This window comes from Escherichia sp. KTE114, assembly GCF_000407765.1.
Taxonomy (GTDB): domain Bacteria; phylum Pseudomonadota; class Gammaproteobacteria; order Enterobacterales; family Enterobacteriaceae; genus Escherichia; species Escherichia ruysiae.
Genome location: NZ_KE136626.1, coordinates 2,279,834 through 2,302,946, shown reverse-complemented (window position 1 = coordinate 2,302,946; position 23,113 = coordinate 2,279,834). Strand labels below are relative to the sequence as shown.

The window sequence follows — 23,113 nt, the reverse complement described above, 5'->3', positions numbered from 1 at the left end:
GTCCGATGAGCAAGGCGTTAAAAGCGGGTTGAAAAACGATATCCTGTACCGCGCACGGTCTGCACCATGCGGTCATGCCCGCCGGGTTCCAGTGCTTTACGCAGGCGACGAATGTGGACATCGACCGTGCGATCCTCCACATACACGTTGGTTCCCCAGACGTGGTTTAACAACTGCTCGCGGCTGTACACGCGCTCGGGATGCGTCATAAAAAAGTGCAGCAGTTTAAATTCGGTCGGCCCCATCTCCAGCGGCTCTTCGCCCGCCATCACCCGGTGAGAAGTTGGATCGAGACTTAGCCCCTGCATCTCGATCACCTCTTCCACCGCCATTGGCGAAATACGGCGCATTACCGCTTTGATTCGCGCCACCAGCTCCTTCGGCGAAAACGGCTTGGTGATATAGTCATCCGCACCGGTTTCAAGGCCGCGCACGCGATCTTCTTCTTCCCCTCTGGCGGTCAGCATCACCACCGGAATATCACGGGTCATCGACTCGCGCTTGAGATGTTTGATGAACTGGATACCGGAGCCGCCGGGTAACATCCAGTCGAGGAGAATCAAATCCGGCCAGGGTTCATTCAGTTGATTCACAGCACTGTCATAATCTTCCGCTTCGACCGGCTGAAAGCCATTTTGCTCGAGCACGAAGCAGACCATTTCGCGAATTGGAGCTTCATCTTCTACGACCAGAATACGTCTCGCCATGATTTGCCCTGTTGTAATAAATAGGTTGCGATCATTAATGCGACGCCATTATGCGTCAGATTTATGACAGATTTATGAAAAGCGCGTCGCACATATCTTCAGGTTATTGATTTCCGTGGCGCAGAAAAAAGCAAATGACACATCTGTTTGGGTATAATCGCGCCCATGCTTTTTCGCCAGGGAATCGTTATGCGCATCCTTCACACCTCAGACTGGCATCTCGGCCAGAATTTCTACAGTAAAAGCCGCGAAGCTGAACATCAGGCTTTTCTTGACTGGTTGCTGGAGACAGCACAAACCCGTCAGGTGGATGCGATTATTGTTGCCGGTGATGTTTTCGATACCGGCTCGCCGCCCAGTTACGCCCGCACGTTATACAACCGTTTTGTTGTCAATTTACAGCAAACTGGCTGTCATCTGGTGGTACTGGCGGGAAACCATGACTCGGTCGCCACGCTGAATGAATCGCGCGATATCATGGCGTTCCTCAATACCACCGTCGTCGCCAGTGCCGGACATGAGCCGCAAATCTTGCCTCGTCGCGACGGGACACCGGGCGCAGTGCTGTGCCCCATTCCTTTTTTACGCCCGCGTGACATTATTACCAGCCAGGCGGGGCTTAACGGCATTGAAAAACAGCAGCATTTGCTGGCAGCAATCACCGATTATTATCAACAACACTATGCAGATGCCTGCAAGCTGCGCAGCGATCAACCTCTGCCCATCATCGCCACGGGGCATTTAACGACCGTGGGTGCCAGTAAAAGTGACGCCGTGCGTGACATCTATATTGGCACGCTGGACGCGTTTCCGGCACAAAACTTTCCGCCAGCCGACTACATCGCACTCGGGCATATTCACCGCGCGCAGATTATTGGCGGCATGGAACATGTTCGCTATTGCGGTTCCCCCATTCCACTGAGTTTTGATGAATGCGGTAAGAGTAAATATGTCCATCTGGTGACTTTTTCAAACGGCAAATTAGAGAGCGTGGAAAACCTGAACGTACCGGTAACGCAACCGATGGCGGTGCTGAAAGGCGATTTGGCGTCGATTACCGAACAGCTTGAACAATGGCGCGATGTGCCACAGGAGCCACCTGTCTGGCTGGATATTGAAATCACTACCGATGAGTATCTGCATGATATTCAGCGCAAAATCCAGGCATTAACCGAATCATTACCTGTCGAAGTATTGCTGGTACGCCGGAGTCGTGAACAGCGCGAGCGTGTGTTAGCCAGCCAACAGCGTGAAACCCTCAGCGAACTCAGCGTCGAAGAGGTGTTCAATCGCCGTCTGGCACTGGAAGAACTTGATGAATCGCAGCAGCAACGTCTGCAGCATCTTTTCGCCACGACGTTGCATAGCCTCGCCGGAGAACACGAAGCATGAAAATTCTCAGCCTGCGCCTGAAAAACCTGAATTCATTAAAAGGCGAATGGAAGATTGATTTCACCCGCGAGCCGTTCGCCAGCAACGGTCTGTTTGCGATTACCGGCCCAACCGGCGCGGGGAAAACCACGCTGCTCGATGCCATCTGCCTGGCGCTGTATCACGAAACTCCGCGCCTCTCCAACGTTTCGCAATCGCAAAATGATCTGATGACCCGCGATACCGCCGAATGTCTGGCGGAAGTGGAGTTTGAAGTCAAAGGTGAAGCGTACCGCGCATTCTGGAGCCAGAATCGGGCACGTAACCAGCCGGACGGTAATTTGCAGGTGCCGCGCGTAGAGCTGGCGCGTTGTGCAGACGGCAAAATCCTCGCCGATAAAGTGAAAGATAAGCTGGAATTAACGGCGACGTTAACCGGACTGGATTACGGGCGTTTCACCCGTTCGATGCTGCTTTCGCAGGGGCAATTTGCTGCCTTCCTGAATGCCAAACCGAAAGAGCGCGCGGAATTGCTGGAGGAGTTAACCGGCACCGAAATCTACGGGCAAATCTCCGCGATGGTTTTTGAACAACATAAATCGGCTCGCACTGAACTGGAGAAGCTGCAAGCGCAGGCTAGCGGCGTCGCATTATTAGCGCCAGAACAGGTGCAATCGCTGACAGAAAGTTTGCAGGTACTCACTGACGAAGAAAAACAGTTACTCGCCACACAGCAGCAAGAACAACAATCGCTTAACTGGTTAACGCGTCTGGATGAATTGCAAAAAGACGCCAGCCGCCGTCAGCAGGCACTGCAACAGGCGTTAGCCGAGGAAGAAAAAGCGCAACCTCAACTGGCGGCGCTCAGTCTGGCACAACCCGCACGAAATCTTCGTCCGCACTGGGAACGTATTGCAGAACACAATACGGCGCTGGCGCATACTCGCCAGCAGATTGAAGAAGTAAATACTCGCTTACATCGCACAATGGCGCTTCGCGCAAGCATTCGTCACCACGCGGCGAAGCAGTCGGCAGAATTACAACAGCAGCAACAAAATCTGAATGCGTGGTTACACGAACACGACCGCTTCCGGCAGTGGAACAACGAACTGGCGGGTTGGCGTGCGCAGTTCGCCCAACAGGCCAGCGATCGCAAGCATCTGCGGCAATGGCAACAGCAATTAACCCATGCAGAGCAAAAACTTAATGCCCTTCCGGCGATCTCTTTAACTTTAACCGCCGCCGAAGTTGCCGCTGCGCAGGCACAACATACCGAACAACGTCCGCTGCGTCAGCGCCTGATCGCGCTACATGGGCAAATTGTTCCCCAGCAAAAACGCCTGGCGCAGCTACAGGCCGCTATTCAGAGCGTTACGCAGGAACAGACACAACGTAACGCCGCGCTCACTGAAATGCGCCAACGTTATAAAGAGAAGACGCAACAGCTTGCCGATGTCAAAACCATTTGCGAACAGGAAGCACGCATTAAAACGCTGGAAGCCCAGCGAGCGCAATTACAGGCAGGTCAGCCTTGTCCGCTTTGTGGTTCCACCAGCCACCCGGCGGTCGAGGCGTATCGGGCGCTGGAACCAGGCGTTAATCAGTCTCGATTACTGGCGCTGGAAAATGAAGTTAAAAAGCTCGGTGAAGAAGGCGCGGCGCTACGTGGGCAACTGGACGCCTTAACGAAGCAGCTTCAGCGGGATGAGAACGAAGCACAAAGCCTCCGACAAGATGAGCAAGCACTTACTCAGGAATGGCATACACTAACTGCCAGCCTCAGTATCACTTTGCAGCCGCAGGACGATATTCAACCATGGCTTGCCACCCAGGAAGAGCATGAAAAGCAACTGCAATTACTCAATCAGCGTCATGAATTGCAGGAACAAATTGCCGCGCACAATCAGCAAATTGTCCAGTATCAACAACAGATTGAACAACGCCATCAGCAACTCTCTGCGGCGTTAACGGGTTACGCACTGGCACTGCCACAAGAAGATGAAGAAGAGAGCTGGTTGGCAACACGTCAGCAAGAAGCGCAGAGCTGGCAGCAGCGCCAGAACGAATTAACCGAGCTGCAAAACCGTATTCAGCAGCTGACGCCGATTCTGGACACATTGCCGCAAAATGATGAACTGCCACACAGCGAAGCTACTGTGACGCTGGAAAACTGGCGGCAAGTTCATGAGCAATGTCTCGCGTTGCAAAGCCAGCGGCAAACCTTGCAGCAACAAGAAGTTCTGGCGGCGCAAAGTCTGCAAAAAGCCCAGGCGCAGTTTGACACCGCGCTACAGGCCAGCGTCTTTGCCGATCAGCAGGCGTTCCTTGCGGCACTGATGGATGAAGAAACACTAACGCAACTGGAACAGCTCAAGCAGAATCTGGAAAACCAGCGTCGTCAGGCGCAAACGCTGGCAACTCAGACAACAGAAACGCTGGCACAGCATCAGCAACACCGGCCTGATGGGTTGGATCTCACTGTGACGGCGGAACAGATTCAACAAGAGTTAGCGCAAACTAACCAAAAGTTGCGTGAAAACACCACCAGTCAGGGCGAAATTCGCCAGCAGTTGAAACAGGATGCAGACAACCGTCAGCAACAACAAACCTTAATGCAGCAAATTGCCCAGACAACACAGCAGGTTGAAGACTGGGGTTATCTCAATTCGCTGATTGGCTCCAAAGAGGGCGATAAATTCCGTAAGTTTGCCCAGGGGCTGACGCTGGATAATTTAGTTCATCTCGCTAACCAGCAACTTACCCGTCTGCACGGGCGCTATTTGTTACAGCGCAAAGCCAGCGAGGCGCTGGAAGTCGAGGTTGTCGATACCTGGCAGGCAGATGCGGTACGCGATACCCGAACGCTTTCCGGCGGCGAGAGTTTTCTCGTCAGTCTGGCACTGGCGCTGGCGCTTTCAGATCTGGTCAGCCATAAAACGCGCATTGACTCGTTATTCCTCGATGAAGGTTTCGGCACGCTGGATAGCGAAACGCTGGATACCGCCCTTGATGCGCTGGATGCCCTGAACGCCAGTGGTAAAACTATCGGCGTGATTAGCCACGTTGAAGCGATGAAAGAGCGTATTCCGGTGCAGATCAAAGTGAAGAAGATCAACGGACTGGGCTACAGCAAACTGGACAACACGTTTGCGGTGAAATAACTATTCAGCAGGATAATGAATACAGAAGGGCGAATTATCTCTTGGCCTCGCTGGTCGTTATCCTGCAAGCTATCACTTTATTGGCTACGGTGATTCGTAGCCGTCCTGGTGGTTGTGATGGTGGTATGAAAAAAGTCATTTTATCGTTGGCTCTGGGCACGTTTGGTTTGGGGATGGCCGAATTTGGCATTATGGGCGTGCTCACAGAGCTGGCACATAATGTAGGAATTTCGATTCCTGCCGCCGGGCATATGATCTCATATTATGCGCTGGGTGTGGTGGTCGGCGCGCCGATCATCGCGCTCTTTTCCAGCCGCTACTCGCTTAAACATATCTTGTTGTTTCTGGTGACCTTGTGCGTCATCGGTAACGCCATGTTCACGCTCTCTTCGTCTTACCTGATGCTCGCCATTGGTCGCCTGGTTTCCGGCTTTCCGCATGGCGCATTTTTTGGCGTCGGGGCGATTGTGTTATCGAAAATTATCAAGCCCGGCAAAGTCACCGCTGCCGTGGCGGGTATGGTTTCAGGGATGACGGTCGCCAATCTGCTGGGCATTCCGCTGGGAACCTATTTAAGTCAGGAATTTAGCTGGCGCTACACTTTTTTATTGATCGCTGTTTTTAATATTGCGGTGATGGCATCGGTCTATTTTTGGGTGCCGGATATTCGCGACGAGGCGAAAGGAAAGCTGCGCGAACAATTTCACTTTTTGCGTAGCCCGGCCCCGTGGTTAATTTTCGCCGCTACGATGTTTGGCAATGCAGGTGTATTTGCCTGGTTCAGCTACGTAAAACCTTACATGATGTTTATCTCCGGTTTTTCGGAAACGGCGATGACCTTTATTATGATGTTAGTTGGGCTGGGGATGGTTCTGGGAAATATTCTAAGTGGACGTATTTCAGGACGTTACTCACCTTTGCGTATTGCAGCAGTAACTGACTTCATTATTGTGCTGGCGTTGCTCATGCTTTTTTTCTTCGGCGGCATGAAAACAACGTCGCTTATTTTTGCTTTTATTTGTTGCGCAGGGTTATTTGCCCTTTCGGCGCCGCTGCAAATATTGTTACTGCAAAATGCCAAAGGCGGAGAATTATTAGGTGCCGCAGGCGGGCAAATAGCGTTTAACCTCGGTAGCGCCGTCGGCGCATATTGCGGTGGCATGATACTGACGCTGGGGCTGGCGTATAATTACGTCGCACTGCCAGCCGCCGTGCTCTCGTTTGCTGCAATGTCGTCGTTGCTGTTGTATGGTCGCTATAAGCGCCAGCAAGTGGCGGACAATCCGGTGCTGGCGAAACCACTGGGGTAAGTTGCAGTCACGGTGCGCGTTGCTTGTTGCCGGATGCGGCGCGAGCGCCTTATCCGGCCATTTGTAGGCCTGATAAGACGCGGCAAGCGTCGCATCAGGCATGATGCGCCGCTTGCCTGGTTTTTTTACTCTTGCGGCCATAACCACGCGGCGCCGCGTACGCCGCTGGAATCACCGTGCTTCGCCTTGCGCACCGGCGTTTCACATTCACCGCCGAAGACAAATTGTTTAATCAACTGCGGAACTGTTTGATATAAACGGTCAACATTGCTCATCCCGCCCCCCAGCACAATCACATCCGGATCGAGAATATTCACCACGTGTGCCAGCGACTTTGCCAGCCGCAGCTCATAGCGACGCAATGCCAGCTCTGCAACCGGATCGCTTTCTTCAACCAGGCGGATAATTTCACTACCTTTCAGCGCATGTCCGCTCAACCGATGATAATCCGTCGCGAATCCCGTGCCCGAAATAAAGGTTTCAATACAGCCTTGTTTACCGCAATAACAAGGGACTTCTTCGCGATAACGCAGTTCATCTTCGTCCATCCACGGTAGCGGATTGTGTCCCCACTCGCCTGCCGTGCCGTTACCGCCGATATGCGCCCGCCCATTGAACGCCACGCCCGCGCCGCATCCCGTACCGATAATCACGGCAAATACCGTCTGCGCTCCCGCAGCCGCTCCATCTACCGCTTCCGAAACCGCCAGACAGTTGGCGTCATTTGCCAGCCGCACTTCCCGCTGCAACCGCGCGCTTAAGTCTTTATCGAATGGCTGACCGTTAAGCCAGGTTGAATTAGCGTTTTTCACTACGCCGGTGTAGGGCGAAATCGAGCCGGGAATGCCCATGCCTACTGTTCCGCGCTGCCCCGTCGCCTGCTCCGCCATATCAACCAACGTGGCGATCGTTTCAATAGTCTGCTGGTAATCATCACGCGGCGTGGGCAGACGATAGCGGTACAACTGCTCCCCTGCATCGCCCAGTGCAATCACTTCAGTTTTGGTGCCGCCTAAATCGATACCTATACGCACGGTACTCTCCTTATTTTTTTCAATATCAATAGCGTAGAGACGGACAACCGGATTGGCAATGCAAGGCCGCCGACAATTCGTTATCATGCCCGCTAAATTTAACGACAAGGCCGTGGAAATTATCATGCTGTGGTTCAAAAATTTAATGGTTTACCGTCTTAGCCGCGAGATTTCGCTGCGTGCAGAAGAGATGGAAAAACAGCTAGCCTCGATGGCATTTACCCCATGCGGCAGCCAGGACATGGCGAAGATGGGCTGGGTTCCTCCGATGGGATCGCACAGCGATGCGTTAACGCACGTTGCCAATGGTCAAATTGTTATCTGCGCGCGCAAAGAAGAAAAAATCCTCCCGTCTCCGGTGATTAAACAGGCGCTGGAAGCGAAAATCGCCAAACTGGAAGCGGAACAGGCGCGTAAGCTGAAGAAAACCGAAAAAGATTCGCTGAAAGATGAAGTGCTGCACTCTCTGTTGCCGCGCGCATTCAGCCGCTTCAGCCAGACCATGATGTGGATCGACACGGTTAACGGGCTGATTATGGTGGACTGCGCCAGCGCCAAAAAAGCGGAAGATACGCTGGCACTGCTGCGTAAAAGCCTGGGGTCGTTACCGGTTGTGCCATTGACCATGGAAAACCCGATTGAACTGACGCTGACCGAATGGGTACGCTCCGGTAGCGCAGCGCAGGGCTTCCAGTTGCTTGATGAAGCCGAGCTGAAATCGCTGCTGGAAGATGGCGGCGTGATCCGCGCGAAGAAACAAGATCTGACCAGCGAAGAGATCACCAATCACATTGAAGCTGGAAAAGTGGTGACTAAACTGACGCTCGACTGGCAGCAGCGCATTCAGTTTGTGATGTGTGATGATGGTTCGCTCAAACGCCTGAAATTCTGCGATGAACTGCGCGATCAAAACGAAGATATCGACCGCGAAGATTTCGCCCAGCGTTTTGATGCCGATTTCATCCTGATGACCGGTGAACTGGCGGCGTTAATTCAAAACCTGATCGAAGGATTGGGTGGCGAAGCACAACGTTAATTGCTGATTTGCCTTTAATGCCGGATGCGACGCCTGGCGCGTCTTATCCGGCGTACAAAGTCACACCTGACATTGATATAATCATTCGCGATTTTTAAGGCGACAACTGGTGCTTCCACTATTTTGAATTACGCACGGATAACTGATGCAATGAATTTATAGACGGTTCGTCAAAGTCAGTAATACAAGTTATCAACGCATTAATTTTATTAACAATCTTCGCTAAAATTTATATCTATTTGATATTTTATGTATATATCGGAAATATAAAAACCAGCAGCCATTGGCGTTTATTATTACCAAAATAAAGAATATTTCAGAAAAATGCCCTCCCATTAAATGGGAAGGCGAGATATTACAGATAGCGGCACAAATAAGAGGTCGGTTCAGCAACTTGCAGATGGAACTCGCTGTGGCCGGGAACATTAAATACGGAGCCGGCTTCATACACTTGCCAGTCGGTCGCGTCAGGCAGTAACACATTCAGCGCCCCGCTGATTACCGTCATCTCTTCAGGCTCGGCGGTGCTGAAGGTGTATTCGCCTTCAACCATGACACCAACGCTGGCGCGACCAGTGCTGCTGCTGGAAAAGCCGATCGATTTCACTTTGCCGGAAAAGTACTCGTTACTTTGAAGCATAAACTGGCCCTGTCTGGTAGTTGAACGTCTACTTCACTATAGGGGCCAGAGGCGCTGGCTGTCACGCAAAATTACACCAGTAATTCTGCAGCCAGCCTTGTAATCAATACGTTAGAGAGCAAAACAGGAACATCGAGCTGTTTTTGCAGTAAATCACGATGGCGCTGGTTAAATCCCAAACAATCCAGCATGATGACATCCGCACCGTTTTCCAGTAGTTCTTTCCCGGCATCGATGATTTTCTGTTCAGAATCATGAATGGGGTTCCCCAGAGAAAACAAAGGCGGTTTCTGCAGGATTTGCCATTTTTGCGCCTGAACGTGCAACAGTTCTTCAACCGGTACGATTACACCGACCTGATGACCTTCGACAATGGTAGAAACCAGCGGTGGCAATATACGCAACGGTTCCAGAAAGATTGTATTACGCGCCGTCATACTGCTAATGTTTGCCGTACTCATCAACAAAATGACGTCGTACCCCTGGTTATCAAGCACTTCAACCACGCTTTGCAGATCGCGTTCTACTTTACGACGCGAAACGTGAGCCAGTTGATTGTCATTTAATAATGTAAGAATCGTTTCTTCGCCTGCTTCTGGCGCATACTCCGCCATCACTTCTTCGCGGCTTAACTTCCCCAGCAGGCTATGATGGGAAATGTTATTTTCGTCAATGTACTCAGTCAGGAGCGGTAAAACTTCCTGCATAGGTACAATGCCGATGGTCAGGATCGCCAACGACGCACTCATTGTTATTCCACCTTACTTTTACTTCGTCGTTAATTACCGGGCAAATGTTAAGCACCACTGCTGGCACTTACCTGTGCTACAAATGACAAAAAGCGTAGCAGTAGACGCGCCCGGCATAATGTAAAGATTCCAAATGATTCCAGTAATAGATTGTTATTGTTTAATATTCTAATTATTTGAAAAACATGAATTGTGAAAAATGTGACGCAGATCCTTTGTAGTAGCACTCAGAGTCCCTTCCGAGCAGTCTGATACGGTCACTCTTTGTCAGGATCCTCATAGCGTTTTTTAGCATCCATCGCTTCCTGAGCGGTCGGATGTTCGCTGATTAAAGAGTCAGGTTTGGGATGATCGGCTCTGAGCTGATACCAGGTTACGGTCTGCCCTGGTTTTCCTTTTTCAATCGTTACAATATATGCTTCACGAGGATAAGGCGGTTTCGTTGGCATCGTTCTTCCTTATTTCACGGGATGAACGTTAAGTATAGGCGCTCGGGAATCAACAATTGATCGTCTGTGCCAGGGCACTACGAATTTCAGAAATCACCTGGCTGGGTTCATTGTTAGCGTTAATGATAATATGCGCGACTTCGCGATATAACGCATCGCGTTCTTCCAGCACTTCCTGAACTTCTTCACTTAGCGGCTTTCCGGTTAAAGTTGGTCGCAAATCCTCTTCGGGTGCCGCTTGCAGACGATTAACCAGTACCGCTACTGGCGCACACAGATAAACCACAATCCCGTTATTACGCATGTAGTGACGATTAAATTCCGTCAGAATAATACCGCCCCCCGTGGCGATAACGGTCGATGGTGCTGTCACCGCTTCCAGTGCTGCGGTTTCTCTGGCGCGAAATCCGGCCCACTCTTCCCTTTCGACGATCTCCGCGACCGTCATATTGAGTTGTGATTGCAACCACTGGTCGGTATCGACAAACCGACAGTTGAGCGAATCGGCAAGGGCCATTCCGACCGTTGTTTTACCACAGCCCCGAGGCCCGATCAGAAAAAGAGGTTGTGTCATCGTGGGTTTTCCCCAAAAGGTCGCAATGCGGCGAAAGCCGGGTTCGTAAGAATAGCGATCATACCATCAAGCTAGTACAATTTCGACTGTAAAGAAATAATTCCACTTAAGGTGAAAATTTCAATACACCCTTACTATACCAAGAAATACTCAAGAAAGAACTGTAACTAATAAATTACATTCACGAGCGACTACGTTGCACTTCCAGCCACCACTTTTCCAGTTCGGCGGCGAATGCCTGGCGGTCACGCTGCGAAAGGCTATCTGGCCCTCCGGTCTGGATACCACTGGCGCGTAAGGTATCCATAAAATCGCGCATCATCAGACGTTCACGAATGGTCGCTGGCGTGTAACGTTCACCACGTGGATTAAGTGCCGCAGCTCCCTTCTCAATGGCTTCAGAAGCCAGAGGAATGTCTGCGGTGATCACCAAATCGCCCGCTTCACACTGGCGTACAATTTCATTATCGGCAACGTCAAAACCTGCCGCGACGCGCAGCGTGCGAATAAACGGCGATGGCGGTACACGTAAACTCTGGTTAGCCACCAGTACCAGCGGCATTTGCATACGTTCAGCCGCGCGATACAAAATCTCTTTAATTACATTGGGACACGCATCGGCGTCCACCCAAATTGTCATAAACTCATCCTTTGTTGGGTAATCCTCTATTGTGTCGCGCTTTTGCCTTCCGGCATAGTTCTGTTTATGCTTCTGCCAGCGATTATCAAAACAATGAATTTCACGGCAGGAGTGAGGCAATGGAAAAGAAAATCGGTTTTATTGGCTGCGGTAATATGGGAAAAGCCATTCTCGGCGGTCTGATTGCCAGTGGTCAGGTGCTTCCAGGGCAAATCTGGGTGTATACCCCCTCCCCGGACAAAGTCGCTGCTTTACACGATCAGTTCGGCATCAACGCCGCAGAATCGGCGCAAGAAGTGGCACAAATCACCGACATCGTTTTTGCCGCCGTTAAACCGGGCATCATGATCAAAGTGCTTAGTGAAATCACCTCCAGCCTGAATAAAGACTCGCTGGTTGTCTCTATTGCAGCGGGCGTCACGCTCGACCAACTTGCCCGGGCGCTGGGCCATGACCGGAAAATTATCCGCGCTATGCCAAATACCCCCGCGCTGGTCAATGCCGGGATGACTTCCGTAACGCCAAACGCGCTGGTTACGCCTGAAGATACTGCCGATGTGCTGAACATTTTCCGCTGCTTTGGCGAGGCGGAAGTCATTGCCGAACCGATGATCCATCCGGTGGTCGGCGTGAGCGGCTCTTCTCCTGCCTATGTCTTTATGTTTATCGAAGCAATGGCCGACGCTGCCGTGCTGGGGGGAATGCCACGCGCGCAGGCGTATAAATTTGCCGCTCAGGCGGTAATGGGTTCTGCAAAAATGGTGCTGGAAACCGGAGAACATCCGGGCGCGTTGAAAGATATGGTTTGCTCACCGGGAGGCACTACCATTGAAGCAGTGCGCGTGCTGGAAGAGAAAGGCTTCCGTGCCGCAGTGATCGAAGCAATGACGAAGTGTATGGAAAAATCAGAAAAACTTAGCAAGTCCTGATGAACTCTCCCCGGACGTCAGGCCGCCACTTCGGTGCGGTTACGTCCGGCTTTCTTTGCTTTATAAAGTGCCATATCTGCCGATTTCAGCCACTCACGATAGTGACTCATTTGCGGACTCAGCGGCGCAACACCGACACTTATCCGCAACATTACCTGCGGCGTATTTGGTAAACGTAATGTATTTAACCCTTCATGTACCCGTAACATGGCGGTAATGGCATTTTCTGCTGGCGTACCAGACATAATCACCGCAAATTCATCCCCACCAAAACGACCAATCACATCACTACCGCGCAGAGTAATTTGTAACTGACGGGTGAGAGCAACTATTGCCTCATCGCCCACATCATGGCCCCAGGTGTCGTTGATGCTTTTGAAATGATCGATATCGATGATTAACAACGTCGCATCGCGGTTATGTCGCCGACAGTTATCAAACTCATTGCGCAACATTATTTCCCAGTGACGCCTGTTGTAAACACCCGTCATACCGTCGCGGGTACTCATGACCTGCAATCTGCGTTTATGTTCTGCAAGTTTTGTTGCCGTCTGGTAGCTGACCCAGCCAAACAGCAGAGGATAAATGACGATAATGGGCAGTGAGAGCCACCATTCCAGCGGCGCACTATTTAGTGATACCGTGATACCCGTCAGTTCGAGGGTGACAAGGCAGGAAACGACCATCAGCACCAGACCAGCGACAAACAGACGAGGGCCGCCGGCTCCCATCAAATTCAGACACATAATCATCAACATTGCGATCGAAGGCAGCACGTTTACGCCCATCACGCCGACCCACATTCCCGCTAACACCGCATCGGTTTTTAAGTTGTAAATTTCCCGACCAAGCGGATCAATGGCTCTGCTCGCTAACTGCCAGGCTAAATGTGGCCAGACAAAAGCCCAGCCGACTAACACCAGCCACCACCAGCCCGACGGCGGATGCGAAACCAGCGTTGAAGCAATCGGTAAGAACATCCCCGCCAGTCCTACCATACGGGGTAACCTGACGCGCCGGGCGAAGCGCAGCCCGGAACGCTGATGTTCGTTTTGAGGAGTTAATGGTGGTTCCTCCCCGTGCGCCGCCGCTTTTTTGAAAAAATTTTCATCATTCATTATTTTTGGGAACATTCAGAAACAATTTTCCCAAATTATAGAGACGGGGCGAAAAGCGGAAGTATGATATTTCGGGTGAGCCATTTTCTTAGCTCACCCGTTAGCACTATCAGGGATCAGGCGGCGTTCTTAAGACAGGTACTCATAAACTTATTGCGATCATCGCCTTTCAGAGATTGCTGCGTCGCCTGGCCATTGCATTCACGCATCTTCTGCTGCTGCGGCGTCAAACTCTTCTCGCCGGGCGCAGATTTGCTGTTCTTCAGACAATCACTCATATACGTCTTGCGGGCATCCCCTTTCAACGCCTCCGCCGTCGCCTGTTGATTACAGGAAGTCATACGTTGTTGTTGCGGGGTTAACGTCTTCTCGGCAGCGCCGACAGTGGTTAAAAAAACTAAACCGAATAACAGGGTAACCAGTAATGTTATTTTCATAGCACCATCCCTCTTCACATTTTAACCAGGAGCGTTTGCGCCCGTGATCTGCCTTTAAGTCTGGTTGCTAACAGAAAAAATACCAACCGGCGGCAAAAATTCACCGCCGGATGCGTTTTGACTACAGACCCAGCGCGGCTTTCATGGTGTAGAAGAGATCGGTCTGATCGGTCAGACCAACCACGTTGGCAGCGTGCGGACCATAAGCGGCAATACGCAACTGGCTGCCGGTATGTTCTTGTGAATCTTCTTCCGAGTTACCGTAGCTCATTACCATTACCGCGCCATCTTTGGTCATTAATGCCTGAGTCAGACCCGGTGCTTTGGTATCCGGCGCGACAATCTGGCTGGCGTGAGCGTGGTCAGCGGTGACTATCACTAATGTATTGCCATCTTTTTTGGCAAACTCAAGCGCCCGTTGTACCGCTTCATCGAGGTCAACCGTCTCACCAATTTGTCCACAAGGATTAGCGGCATGATCCTGTTTATCGATAGATGCACCTTCGACTTGCAGGAAGAATCCTTTCTCGTTTTTGCTCAATAACTCAATGGCCTTATCGGTCATCTGCGCTAACGTCGGCACACTGTCATTTCGTTGCGGATTCGGGGTACAGGTTACTGCGGGTTTATCGATATTACCGTGATAAGACGCCTTCGGCCCTTCCCAACGAACTGGCATATTGCCGTCAGAAAACAGCCCAAGTAGCGGTTTATCCTGATTTGCCTCCGTTACTGCCTCCAGCGATGCTGCGTCACTCACTAACTGATAGCCGCGAGCCTGCGCCTGCTCACGCAGCGTTTTTCCCTGCCACTCACCGGCGGTTGCGGTTTCTGCAAACGTTTTTGCACCGCCGCCAAGCGTAACATCGGCACGGGCGTTAAGAAGTTGTTCGGTAATGGAACCTTTACCGCCTTTTTCCAGCGCATTACTTGGGCATTTTTCACTGGTCACGCTCGGTCCGTAGCATTTGCGCGATGTCACATGCGCCACCAGCGCGGCGGGTGTGGCATCCTGCAATTCTGCCGTTGAAACGTTGCCGGTCGCCAGTCCTGCGGCTTTTGCCATCTCCAGAATCGTTGGATGATCTTTTTCATGAATATCGACGCCCAGCGCGCCGTTATAAGTTTTGACGCCAGTTGACCAGGCGGTTGCGGATGCAGCGGAGTCGGTGACATAGTCCGGTTTACCGGTTTTTTTATCCAGCGAGTAGTGGGTGTATTGTCCGGTAAGCGGTAAGGCATCGATTCCTTTAAAAAAACCGCCCGCACCTTCGGCATAATTTCGTGCGGCAGTTATTTCCGAATCCCCCATCCCATCGCCAATAAGTAAAATAATATTTTTCGCCGGTTTATCGCTAAGAGAATCACGCAAGGCAGCAGTCTGATCGCCAGTTAAACGGCGAGCGCCGCCCGGCGTAGTAATATCTCCCTGTGCAGCTCGTTTTTCCAGAATGGGTACATCAGATGTCCGGGCTTTTGTCACAGGGGTAAACAGTAACGGTAAGAGAGCCAGTGCAATAGTGCTTTGTTTCACTTTATTTTCTCCATGTACAAATACAGTAAAAAATAAAAACAAAGCGACTATAAGTCTCTGCCGTGACAGCTTTATGACAACGGTTGAAAAGGTTTAACGTTTTACTGACGAGGATGCCTCAATAACTTTTTTACGTAATCGCGCAGCAGCTCCGTATCGTCGTCAGGAATGCTGGCATCGGGCTTTACCGCGTACAGTGCTCCCTCAACCTGATCAATCAACTGCTGTTGGTCTTTTTGCGCCATATTGCGAAGCATCGCGGTGACTATAATCTCCAGTGCCTCAACCTGCGCGCACAGTTCTTTCGACTCTTCTTCTTTTTGTGCAAGCTTAAATAACAACTCAGCAATGAGATTTTTCATGTCTGTATTTCCTTATCCAAAGTATGGAGAAGTTAACATTATGCTTCATAACTGCATAGGGGTTGTAAGTAGTATTTTTATGACGAAGGAAATACTTTGCACAAATATTTTCACATATTTATCAGCGAAACGTTTCTCTTATTTAAATAATTCCCTTATAAATAAAACAGCTATTCAATTATAAAGCCTTAATATAATAAAAAGTTATGGAATATATTTACTTCGTTAACTTATTATTAAGCTATTCACTGATTGAACCATGGTTAATACCAGAGATAAATTCGCTTCCCGTTCATCATTTTTGTGATCTAACGCACATAATTTAGCCATTGATATTTCTCCGTCAGTACGCTGGGCGCTTTGTGACCAGAAGATTGCAACATTCTGTCAGAAGGCCGCGAATCAACCGTTTTGTCGTGGTAATGTATGTGCTTTATGTTCGACGGGATAGGTTTTTAAGATGGAAAAACTGCGGGTAGGTATCGTTTTTGGTGGAAAATCAGCGGAACATGAAGTGTCTCTGCAATCGGCAAAAAACATTGTCGATGCCATTGATAAAAGTCGCTTCGACGTTGTGCTGCTGGGCATTGATAAACAAGGGCAATGGCACGTCAGTGATGCCAGCAATTATCTGCTAAACGCAGACGATCCTGCCCATATTGCGTTGCGTCCTTCGGCGACCAGCCTTGCGCAGGTGCCGGGTAAACATGAACACCAGCTTATTGATGCACAGAATGGTCAACCATTACCAACGGTGGATGTCATTTTCCCGATTGTCCACGGTACGCTGGGTGAAGATGGCTCCCTGCAGGGGATGTTGCGTGTCGCCAATTTACCATTTGTCGGTTCCGATGTTCTGGCTTCCGCTGCATGTATGGACAAAGACGTCACCAAACGTCTACTGCGTGATGCCGGGTTGAACATCGCGCCATTTATTACCCTGACGCGCGCCAATCGCCACAACATCAGTTTTGCCGAAGTGAAGTCTAAACTGGGTTTACCGCTGTTTGTAAAACCGGCTAACCAGGGTTCCTCCGTAGGCGTCAGCAAAGTAACCAGCGAAGAACAATATACGATTGCCGTCGATCTGGCGTTCGAGTTCGATCATAAAGTGATCGTGGAGCAAGGGATCAAAGGGCGTGAGATCGAATGCGCGGTTCTGGGCAATGACAATCCGCAGGCCAGCACCTGTGGCGAGATCGTACTGACCAGTGATTTCTACGCCTACGACACCAAATACATTGATGAAGATGGTGCAAAAGTGGTGGTTCCGGCTGCCATTGCGCCAGAAATCAACGATAAGATCCGGGCGATTGCGGTTCAGGCTTACCAGACGTTGGGATGTGCTGGCATGGCGCGTGTAGACGTCTTTTTAACGCCGGAAAACGAGGTGGTGATCAACGAGATCAACACGCTGCCGGGCTTCACTAACATCAGCATGTATCCGAAGTTGTGGCAAGCCAGCGGCCTGAGTTACACCGACCTGATCACGCGTTTGATTGAGCTGGCACTGGAACGTCACGCTGCGGATAACGCACTGAAAACCACTATGTAATTTTCAATCGCCCGGTAATATTTTTATTGGGCGTTTAAGACTGATGGCAAACGTAAAATTGCCTGATACGCTCCGCTTATCAGGCCTACCAGATAATTGCAATGTATTGATTTTGCATCATTTTGTAGGCAGGATAAGGCGTTCGCGCGCATCCGGCATAAACAACGAACACTTTGTCAGCACTCCAGAACGCCCAATCCTCTGTTATTGGGCGTTTTCAGTATCCTCTTCGCGACGACGAATAATCATCCCCGCCAGCCAGAAACTAATCACCCACGTCAGCAGACCGACTGCATAGGTTTGCCAGCCTTTTGCTTCAAATCCCAGCAACCCCACCACACCGTTAAGAATGAAAATCAGGCCAATAGCGAACGCATAATAGTGCCAGTCACGGCGGATTTTTACAGGCAGATTCATGGCGGCTCCGTTAACGAAAAATAACATCCTCGCATAATCGATAACATACGTCTGTGGTGTAGACAGCATTTCCCGTATCGTTAAAAAATTTAACTTAAAGTTATTGTTTTGTGACTCATGGCGAATATTCACGCTTCGGGAATATTCCCACCATCAATTTACCATGATTCTGATATTGACAATCTAAATGACCTGTCAGACTTGCCATAAGCCGCTGGTATCACACCAGAAGAGAAGCAGATGACTTCCGGAGGTTTTTATGGCTGATTTCACCCTGTCAAAATCGCTGTTTAGCGGAAAATATCGCAACGCCTCTTCAACGCCTGGCAACATTGCCTATGCGCTGTTTGTACTGTTTTGCTTTTGGGCTGGGGCGCAATTGCTTAATCTCCTGGTACATGCGCCCGGTGTTTACGAGCGTTTGATGCAGGTGCAAGAGACAGGCCGTCCACGGGTGGAAATTGGTCTGGGAGTCGGCACTATTTTCGGGCTGATCCCGTTTTTAGTTGGCTGCTTCATTTTTGCAGTGGTGGCGCTATGGCTGCACTGGCGACATCGCCGCCAGTAAGATTTACTTTGCCAGATGCGGCCTAAAACGCTTTATCTGGCTGGTGTTCTCTATTGGTCACTGTTTCATACAACGCGCGCGTCGTTCATCAACGCGCTTCGCAAACCATGCGGTGGTAAGGTTACGGGTGATTTTCGGGCTTTCCAGCTGAATGCCAGGCAACATCTCTCGTGGCAGAGATTTTCCCGTTTTCGCTTCTGCAAGCTGATAAACTTTCTTGTACAGCGCCGTCTCTTCAAAAGAGAAGCTATCCCCTTTCTCTAACTGTCGGCGGATTTCACTGTCGCTCATTCCCAGTTTGCCCGCCAGTTTGCGCGTTGCCAGTTCTGTTTTCCCAGGCTCTTTGCTGTCATAGCGAATTAAATCACCATCCAGCGCCAGCTTCACGCCGCTGGCTTTACTGACCGCGTTCTGAAATGCGGCGTTACGGCTGGCATACCAGCCAGCGTTAAAATCGGCAAAACGGAAGATTGGCGCGCTGTAACTGGCTGGATAATTCAGTAAATGGTAAGTACCGAACCACAATCCGCCGCGACGACTGAAGACTTCCTGACGTACCGTTCCGTCCATTTTCCACGGATAACCTTTGGTATGCTGTTCGGCAAAAGCAATGCTGACCTGCATCGGCCCACCGGTGCGCACCGGGTTGAGCGAACCAAACAGCGTCTGCCCCATCGGCACCATGCTGATCAGATCATCAAAAATCGCGCTTAACTGCTTTTCTGTACGCACGGAATCTAACCGTTCGCTGTAACTTTTGCCGTTTGGCGATTTAATTTTTAGCGCGGTATGAACCAAAAACGCGGGGATGTGCATCCGTTCGGCGCGACGGTCAATCTCTTGCCAGGCGATTTTGCTTAAGCCCGGAACAGCCGGATCTGCCTGATAATTTGACTCCTGCTGCGCCACTGCCAGCACCGAGCAGACGTTTTCCAGCGTCGGTGCCAGTCCCTGACTTTCAAAAGTAGTGGCAAGATCTTTCGCCCAGGCATCGCGGTCTTTCACGCTGGCGGGTAACTTCTGCCGCACCACACTCGCCACATCTATCGCTTTTTCGCCCTTTTTCAACGGTTGCGGAGCCTGACTACTACACCCCGCTAAAACCAGAACTACCAATAATGAAAGCGAAGAAAGACGAGTGACCTGCGACATTACCTCTCCTTTTTAACTCAACGTATGGGTTACTTCCTGAATTTTGTCACTATCCAGCTCATGTTCAAAGCTACGCAGACGTTTGTAGATAGACATCAGCTCAACCAGCGTAGTCCACGAGTTAATCAGATACTGGAAAGCACCACGAACCTGACCGAAAACGTTGGTAATTTGCGTCATCAGTCCGAGCGTAATCGTACCGGCAACAATCGACGGAAACAGCAGGAACAAACCGAAAACGTTATCGACCTGCAAATAGAGGATGCGGGCGATGTTGAAATACATATAGTGAAAATAGAGGCGGAAATAGTTTTTCCGCACGGCGCTGAACAACTCACGTACCGTTGGCGGCGTCGCGCGCGATGCATCATCTTCACCGTAGACCAACTCTTTACGATAAGCCGCTTCTACACGCTGGTTTTTAAACTCCAGCCCCGGCAGTTTGATACCCACAACCGCCAGCAATCCGGTTCCCATCAACGACCAGACGATGGCAGCAATCACCAGACCATATGGAATATGCCCGATAATCGGCAATTCCGGTACATGTGCGGAGAGCGTCACCAGTACCGGTAAGAAAGCGATTAACGTCATGATAGCGTTAATAAAACTGACACCCATATTCTCCAGCGTTGAGGCAAAACGCATAGTGTCTTCCTGCACACGCTGGGCGGCACCTTCGATATGACGCAGTTGTTGCCAGTTCGCCATGTAGTATTCGTTCATCGCCGTACGCCAGCGAAACACGTAATGGCTGACAAAGAAGTTGTTCAGCACACTGATCACCACAGCAATCAGCGCGATTCCCAGAAAGACGCCCACTTCGCGATAAAATTGTTCGATGGTGACTTTATGCGGTGAACTTAGCGCAGTTTGAATCAGGTCATAGAACGGCGCATACCAGGCGTTGACGGCAACCCCAACTTCCACCAAAAACCAGGTAACGAAGATAATCAGCGCAGTGCCGAGTATTGACCAGTATTGCCAACGATGCGGACTGTAGATAAACCAGAACAGCGCAAAAAGTCCTACACAAACAATGTAGTAAGCGTAAAAAACCAGGAAGTCTAACGACCAGAAACGTGCGGCGCTAATCGGGATCTGCCCAGAAGCTCCGGCAATACGTGCCACCCAATCACCACCACCGGCTTGCCAGAAGATCACGGCAATCAGTGCCCAAATAAAGGCCGAGAGAAAAAAGGCTCCCGGCTTTGGGAAAAAAGACTTAAACATATGCTCTCCTGCTAACTTCTTATCGTTTTAACAACTGCTGTGCATTAACCGCATGATTGCTCCAAGGAGCCAGCTAAATGAAACCGCCCATTGTGACCAATGGCAAGGTACTTAGTTCGTCATGCTGACCGTAAGAATTGTTTCGGCGGATTTCACAAACAAAGGATTGTTTACATTAGCAGATTCACACGCGCAGGATCACAAATGCAGACATTGGTGCTCAGGAAAAAGATCGTGTTTACGCGCCGTTACGTTTTTAGCACTATTATTGCACTAATTCGCCCTTTGCAATCCATCTATGAGTAGTATAAATACGCTCAGTTACCTTCATTTAATTTATGGACACCACCGTTGAAACGTAGTCTGCTTTTTTCTGCCGTGCTGTGTGCGGCGTCATTGACCTCCGTCCATGCGGCGCAGCCGATCACCGAACCGGAGTTCGCCTCTGATATTGTCGATCGCTATGCCGATCATATTTTTTACGGCAGCGGTGCCACGGGGATGGCACTGGTCGTTATTGACGGTAATCAGCGCGTCTTTCGCAGTTATGGGGAAACGCGTCCCGGTAATAACGTTCGCCCACAATTAGACTCTGTGGTGCGAATTGCGTCCCTCACTAAACTGATGACCAGTGAAATGCTGGTTAAGCTGCTCGATCAAGGCACGGTGAAGTTAAACGATCCGTTAAGTAAATATGCTCCACCAGGCACACGAGTACCGACCTACAATGGAAAACCCATTACGCTAGTGAATCTGGCAACCCATACCAGCGCCCTGCCGCGTGAACAGCCTGGCGGAGCAGCAAATCGTCCGGTGTTTGTCTGGCCAACGCGCGAACAACGCTGGAAATACCTTTCTACGGCGAAGCTAAAAGCCGCACCCGGCAGCCAGGCTGCATACTCTAACCTTGCGTTCGATCTGCTGGCGGATGCGCTGGCGAATGCGTCTGGCAAGCCTTATACGCAGTTGTTTGAAGAGCAAATCACTCGTCCGTTGGGGATGAAAGACACCACCTACACGCCATCGCCGGATCAGTGCCGACGTTTAATGGTTGCCGAGCGCGGTGCCAGCCCGTGTAATAACACGCTGGCGGCAATTGGTAGTGGCGGTGTCTATTCCACACCTGGCGATATGATGCGCTGGATGCAGCAGTATTTGTCGTCTGATTTTTATCAGCGCAGCAACCAGGCGGATCGTATGCAGACGCTGATTTATCAACGCGCGCAGTTTACGAAAGTGATCGGCATGGATGTACCTGGCAGAGCGGATGCGCTCGGTTTAGGTTGGGTATATATGGCGCCGAAAGATGGGCGTCCGGGAATTATTCAGAAAACTGGCGGCGGCGGCGGATTCATTACCTATATGGCGATGATCCCGCAAAAAAATATTGGTGCTTTTGTGGTCGTCACTCGCTCGCCGTTGACTCGCTTTAAAAACATGAGCGATGGTATCAATGATCTGGTAACCGAACTGAGCGGGAATAAACCGCTGGTCATCCCCGCGTCCTGATTAATACTCTGAAGGCAAACGGTTGATAGCGACCAGTTTGCCTTTATTCATTTCGATATAACCGCCTTTGCGCAAAGCCGCGAGAACTTCTGCGACGACGGAACGTGATATGCGTGTACGTTGATGGATATAATTCATCACACCAATACGTGCGCGTAATTCGTCATTCCAGTCAATCATTGATAATAAAGTGGCGCGAATTTGTTCGTAAGAATTATGTCCAATGAGCTGAACATCGCGTAATTCCAGAATTCGATTTTGCCAGGCTAACCAGTAAAAAGCGTCACGCCAGAGTTGATGTTGTTCAATAAGAGAAATGGTTTGTTTGGCAGGCAGATGATATCCCGTACAGTTTCCTTCTGATATTAATTTGTATGGTATATCGTTTTTCATTAAACCATCAGCCAGTCCCATAATAAAAGGAGCCTGGGTAATACCGATAAGCACATTTTCTTCTCTACGCAGAGAGATAACACCTTCTAAAATAACGAATGTATCTTCGCTATTAACGTCACTTGAAAATATAACTTGCTTTTCATTATTAAACTCGAAGCGCGTGCCGTATCTGGACAAACATTTATCGAGCTTACCAAATTCCTGAAGAGGTTTAACTACAGATAACATTTGC

At 50.3% G+C, this 23,113-nt stretch carries 23 protein-coding genes; 8 read left to right on the top strand and 15 right to left on the bottom strand.

What is annotated here, in order from left to right:
• Positions 1 to 17: 17 nt before the first annotated feature.
• On the bottom strand, positions 18 to 707 hold the full coding sequence (gene phoB / locus WC5_RS10030) for a phosphate response regulator transcription factor PhoB (RefSeq protein ID WP_000113933.1): 690 nt from the start codon (positions 705 to 707) through the stop codon (positions 18 to 20).
• Between the two features lie 189 nt (positions 708 to 896).
• Between phoB and sbcD the strand changes: the two genes are divergently transcribed.
• From sbcD to araJ, 3 genes are all read left to right on the top strand, one after another.
• The gene (gene sbcD / locus WC5_RS10035) at positions 897 to 2,099 is read left to right on the top strand and encodes an exonuclease subunit SbcD (RefSeq protein WP_001221344.1); all 1,203 of its coding nucleotides are present in this window, start codon (positions 897 to 899) and stop codon (positions 2,097 to 2,099) included.
• A complete protein-coding gene (gene sbcC, locus WC5_RS10040; protein WP_016231601.1) occupies positions 2,096 to 5,239 on the top strand; it encodes an exonuclease subunit SbcC in 3,144 nt (1,047 codons plus the stop codon). Before sbcD ends, sbcC begins: the two co-directional genes overlap by 4 nt.
• A gap of 125 nt (positions 5,240 to 5,364) precedes the next feature.
• Positions 5,365 to 6,549 (top strand): MFS transporter AraJ, encoded by a 1,185-nt coding sequence (gene araJ / locus WC5_RS10045; RefSeq protein WP_024192211.1) that lies wholly within the window; start codon positions 5,365 to 5,367, stop codon positions 6,547 to 6,549.
• 125 nt (positions 6,550 to 6,674) lie between these two features.
• Here the strand turns inward: araJ and mak are convergent, their stop codons facing one another.
• Positions 6,675 to 7,583 carry a fructokinase gene (mak, locus tag WC5_RS10050; protein WP_001219346.1) on the bottom strand — a complete coding sequence of 303 codons (909 nt, stop codon included), beginning with the start codon at positions 7,581 to 7,583 and terminating at the stop codon, positions 6,675 to 6,677.
• 124 nt (positions 7,584 to 7,707) lie between these two features.
• On the opposite strand from mak, the gene rdgC reads away from it, so the two are divergent.
• A complete protein-coding gene (rdgC, locus tag WC5_RS10055; protein ID WP_024192210.1) occupies positions 7,708 to 8,619 on the top strand; it encodes a recombination-associated protein RdgC in 912 nt (303 codons plus the stop codon).
• Between the two features lie 355 nt (positions 8,620 to 8,974).
• Here the strand turns inward: rdgC and ppnP are convergent, their stop codons facing one another.
• From ppnP to WC5_RS10080, 5 genes are all read right to left on the bottom strand, one after another.
• Positions 8,975 to 9,259 (bottom strand): pyrimidine/purine nucleoside phosphorylase, encoded by a 285-nt coding sequence (gene ppnP, locus WC5_RS10060; RefSeq protein WP_000941942.1) that lies wholly within the window; start codon positions 9,257 to 9,259, stop codon positions 8,975 to 8,977.
• A 71-nt stretch (positions 9,260 to 9,330) separates the two neighbouring features.
• Complete coding sequence (locus WC5_RS10065; protein WP_001276431.1) at positions 9,331 to 10,008, bottom strand: AroM family protein; 678 nt, start codon at positions 10,006 to 10,008, stop codon at positions 9,331 to 9,333.
• 257 nt (positions 10,009 to 10,265) lie between these two features.
• A complete protein-coding gene (yaiA, locus tag WC5_RS10070) occupies positions 10,266 to 10,457 on the bottom strand; it encodes a protein YaiA (protein WP_001142439.1) in 192 nt (63 codons plus the stop codon).
• A gap of 49 nt (positions 10,458 to 10,506) precedes the next feature.
• Complete coding sequence (aroL, locus tag WC5_RS10075; RefSeq protein WP_000193382.1) at positions 10,507 to 11,031, bottom strand: shikimate kinase AroL; 525 nt, start codon at positions 11,029 to 11,031, stop codon at positions 10,507 to 10,509.
• Positions 11,032 to 11,212: 181 nt separating this feature from the next.
• A complete protein-coding gene (locus tag WC5_RS10080; protein ID WP_000158148.1) occupies positions 11,213 to 11,671 on the bottom strand; it encodes a YaiI/YqxD family protein in 459 nt (152 codons plus the stop codon).
• A gap of 119 nt (positions 11,672 to 11,790) precedes the next feature.
• Here WC5_RS10080 and proC point away from each other — a divergent pair, with 119 nt between their 5' ends.
• A complete protein-coding gene (gene proC, locus WC5_RS10085; RefSeq protein ID WP_010344698.1) occupies positions 11,791 to 12,600 on the top strand; it encodes a pyrroline-5-carboxylate reductase in 810 nt (269 codons plus the stop codon).
• 17 nt (positions 12,601 to 12,617) lie between these two features.
• Here proC and adrA read toward each other — a convergent pair whose 3' ends face one another.
• The 4 genes from adrA to iraP all read right to left on the bottom strand — a co-directional run bounded on the left by adrA (position 12,618) and on the right by iraP (position 16,051).
• The gene (gene adrA / locus WC5_RS10090) at positions 12,618 to 13,733 is read right to left on the bottom strand and encodes a diguanylate cyclase AdrA (protein ID WP_000484072.1); all 1,116 of its coding nucleotides are present in this window, start codon (positions 13,731 to 13,733) and stop codon (positions 12,618 to 12,620) included.
• A gap of 101 nt (positions 13,734 to 13,834) precedes the next feature.
• Positions 13,835 to 14,155, bottom strand: a complete 321-nt coding sequence (gene psiF, locus WC5_RS10095) for a phosphate starvation-inducible protein PsiF (protein WP_010349022.1) — start codon at positions 14,153 to 14,155, stop codon at positions 13,835 to 13,837.
• Between the two features lie 121 nt (positions 14,156 to 14,276).
• Positions 14,277 to 15,689: an alkaline phosphatase gene (gene phoA / locus WC5_RS10100; protein ID WP_000814408.1), complete on the bottom strand. Its 1,413-nt coding sequence runs from the start codon at positions 15,687 to 15,689 to the stop codon at positions 14,277 to 14,279.
• 101 nt (positions 15,690 to 15,790) lie between these two features.
• Positions 15,791 to 16,051: an anti-adapter protein IraP gene (gene iraP / locus WC5_RS10105; RefSeq protein WP_000792966.1), complete on the bottom strand. Its 261-nt coding sequence runs from the start codon at positions 16,049 to 16,051 to the stop codon at positions 15,791 to 15,793.
• Between the two features lie 460 nt (positions 16,052 to 16,511).
• Here iraP and ddlA point away from each other — a divergent pair, with 460 nt between their 5' ends.
• The gene (gene ddlA, locus WC5_RS10110) at positions 16,512 to 17,606 is read left to right on the top strand and encodes a D-alanine--D-alanine ligase (RefSeq protein ID WP_000413687.1); all 1,095 of its coding nucleotides are present in this window, start codon (positions 16,512 to 16,514) and stop codon (positions 17,604 to 17,606) included.
• Between the two features lie 204 nt (positions 17,607 to 17,810).
• Here ddlA and WC5_RS25300 read toward each other — a convergent pair whose 3' ends face one another.
• Entirely contained in the window at positions 17,811 to 18,023 is a 213-nt protein-coding gene (locus WC5_RS25300) for a DUF2754 domain-containing protein (RefSeq protein WP_016159209.1), read from the bottom strand.
• A 259-nt stretch (positions 18,024 to 18,282) separates the two neighbouring features.
• Here WC5_RS25300 and WC5_RS10120 point away from each other — a divergent pair, with 259 nt between their 5' ends.
• Positions 18,283 to 18,591 (top strand): YaiY family protein, encoded by a 309-nt coding sequence (locus WC5_RS10120; RefSeq protein WP_000763150.1) that lies wholly within the window; start codon positions 18,283 to 18,285, stop codon positions 18,589 to 18,591.
• 57 nt (positions 18,592 to 18,648) lie between these two features.
• Here the strand turns inward: WC5_RS10120 and yaiW are convergent, their stop codons facing one another.
• Positions 18,649 to 19,743, bottom strand: coding sequence for a surface-exposed outer membrane lipoprotein YaiW (gene yaiW / locus WC5_RS10125; protein WP_000084714.1), 1,095 nt, complete (start codon positions 19,741 to 19,743; stop codon positions 18,649 to 18,651).
• A 12-nt stretch (positions 19,744 to 19,755) separates the two neighbouring features.
• Positions 19,756 to 20,976, bottom strand: coding sequence for a peptide antibiotic transporter SbmA (gene sbmA, locus WC5_RS10130; RefSeq protein WP_000477001.1), 1,221 nt, complete (start codon positions 20,974 to 20,976; stop codon positions 19,756 to 19,758).
• 351 nt (positions 20,977 to 21,327) lie between these two features.
• Here sbmA and ampH point away from each other — a divergent pair, with 351 nt between their 5' ends.
• The gene (ampH, locus tag WC5_RS10135; RefSeq protein ID WP_000830753.1) at positions 21,328 to 22,485 is read left to right on the top strand and encodes a D-alanyl-D-alanine-carboxypeptidase/endopeptidase AmpH; all 1,158 of its coding nucleotides are present in this window, start codon (positions 21,328 to 21,330) and stop codon (positions 22,483 to 22,485) included.
• On the opposite strand, the gene iprA is transcribed toward ampH, so the two are convergent.
• Positions 22,486 to 23,109, bottom strand: a complete 624-nt coding sequence (gene iprA, locus WC5_RS10140) for a hydrogen peroxide resistance inhibitor IprA (RefSeq protein ID WP_010344702.1) — start codon at positions 23,107 to 23,109, stop codon at positions 22,486 to 22,488.
• Positions 23,110 to 23,113: the final 4 nt, after the last annotated feature.

Bases quoted from the DNA above. Each gene is read 5' to 3' on its own strand.
- phoB (WP_000113933.1), bottom strand. From the start codon at position 707: ATGGCGAGACGTATTCTGGTCGTAGAAGATGAAGCTCCAATTCGCGAA.
- sbcD (WP_001221344.1), top strand. From the start codon at position 897: ATGCGCATCCTTCACACCTCAGACTGGCATCTCGGCCAGAATTTCTAC.
- sbcC (WP_016231601.1), top strand. From the start codon at position 2,096: ATGAAAATTCTCAGCCTGCGCCTGAAAAACCTGAATTCATTAAAAGGC.
- araJ (WP_024192211.1), top strand. From the start codon at position 5,365: ATGAAAAAAGTCATTTTATCGTTGGCTCTGGGCACGTTTGGTTTGGGG.
- rdgC (WP_024192210.1), top strand. From the start codon at position 7,708: ATGCTGTGGTTCAAAAATTTAATGGTTTACCGTCTTAGCCGCGAGATT.
- ppnP (WP_000941942.1), bottom strand. From the start codon at position 9,259: ATGCTTCAAAGTAACGAGTACTTTTCCGGCAAAGTGAAATCGATCGGC.
- WC5_RS10065 (WP_001276431.1), bottom strand. From the start codon at position 10,008: ATGAGTGCGTCGTTGGCGATCCTGACCATCGGCATTGTACCTATGCAG.
- yaiA (WP_001142439.1), bottom strand. From the start codon at position 10,457: ATGCCAACGAAACCGCCTTATCCTCGTGAAGCATATATTGTAACGATT.
- aroL (WP_000193382.1), bottom strand. From the start codon at position 11,031: ATGACACAACCTCTTTTTCTGATCGGGCCTCGGGGCTGTGGTAAAACA.
- WC5_RS10080 (WP_000158148.1), bottom strand. From the start codon at position 11,671: ATGACAATTTGGGTGGACGCCGATGCGTGTCCCAATGTAATTAAAGAG.
- proC (WP_010344698.1), top strand. From the start codon at position 11,791: ATGGAAAAGAAAATCGGTTTTATTGGCTGCGGTAATATGGGAAAAGCC.
- adrA (WP_000484072.1), bottom strand. From the start codon at position 13,733: ATGTTCCCAAAAATAATGAATGATGAAAATTTTTTCAAAAAAGCGGCG.
- psiF (WP_010349022.1), bottom strand. From the start codon at position 14,155: ATGAAAATAACATTACTGGTTACCCTGTTATTCGGTTTAGTTTTTTTA.
- iraP (WP_000792966.1), bottom strand. From the start codon at position 16,051: ATGAAAAATCTCATTGCTGAGTTGTTATTTAAGCTTGCACAAAAAGAA.
- ddlA (WP_000413687.1), top strand. From the start codon at position 16,512: ATGGAAAAACTGCGGGTAGGTATCGTTTTTGGTGGAAAATCAGCGGAA.
- WC5_RS25300 (WP_016159209.1), bottom strand. From the start codon at position 18,023: ATGAATCTGCCTGTAAAAATCCGCCGTGACTGGCACTATTATGCGTTC.
- WC5_RS10120 (WP_000763150.1), top strand. From the start codon at position 18,283: ATGGCTGATTTCACCCTGTCAAAATCGCTGTTTAGCGGAAAATATCGC.
- yaiW (WP_000084714.1), bottom strand. From the start codon at position 19,743: ATGTCGCAGGTCACTCGTCTTTCTTCGCTTTCATTATTGGTAGTTCTG.
- sbmA (WP_000477001.1), bottom strand. From the start codon at position 20,976: ATGTTTAAGTCTTTTTTCCCAAAGCCGGGAGCCTTTTTTCTCTCGGCC.
- iprA (WP_010344702.1), bottom strand. From the start codon at position 23,109: ATGTTATCTGTAGTTAAACCTCTTCAGGAATTTGGTAAGCTCGATAAA.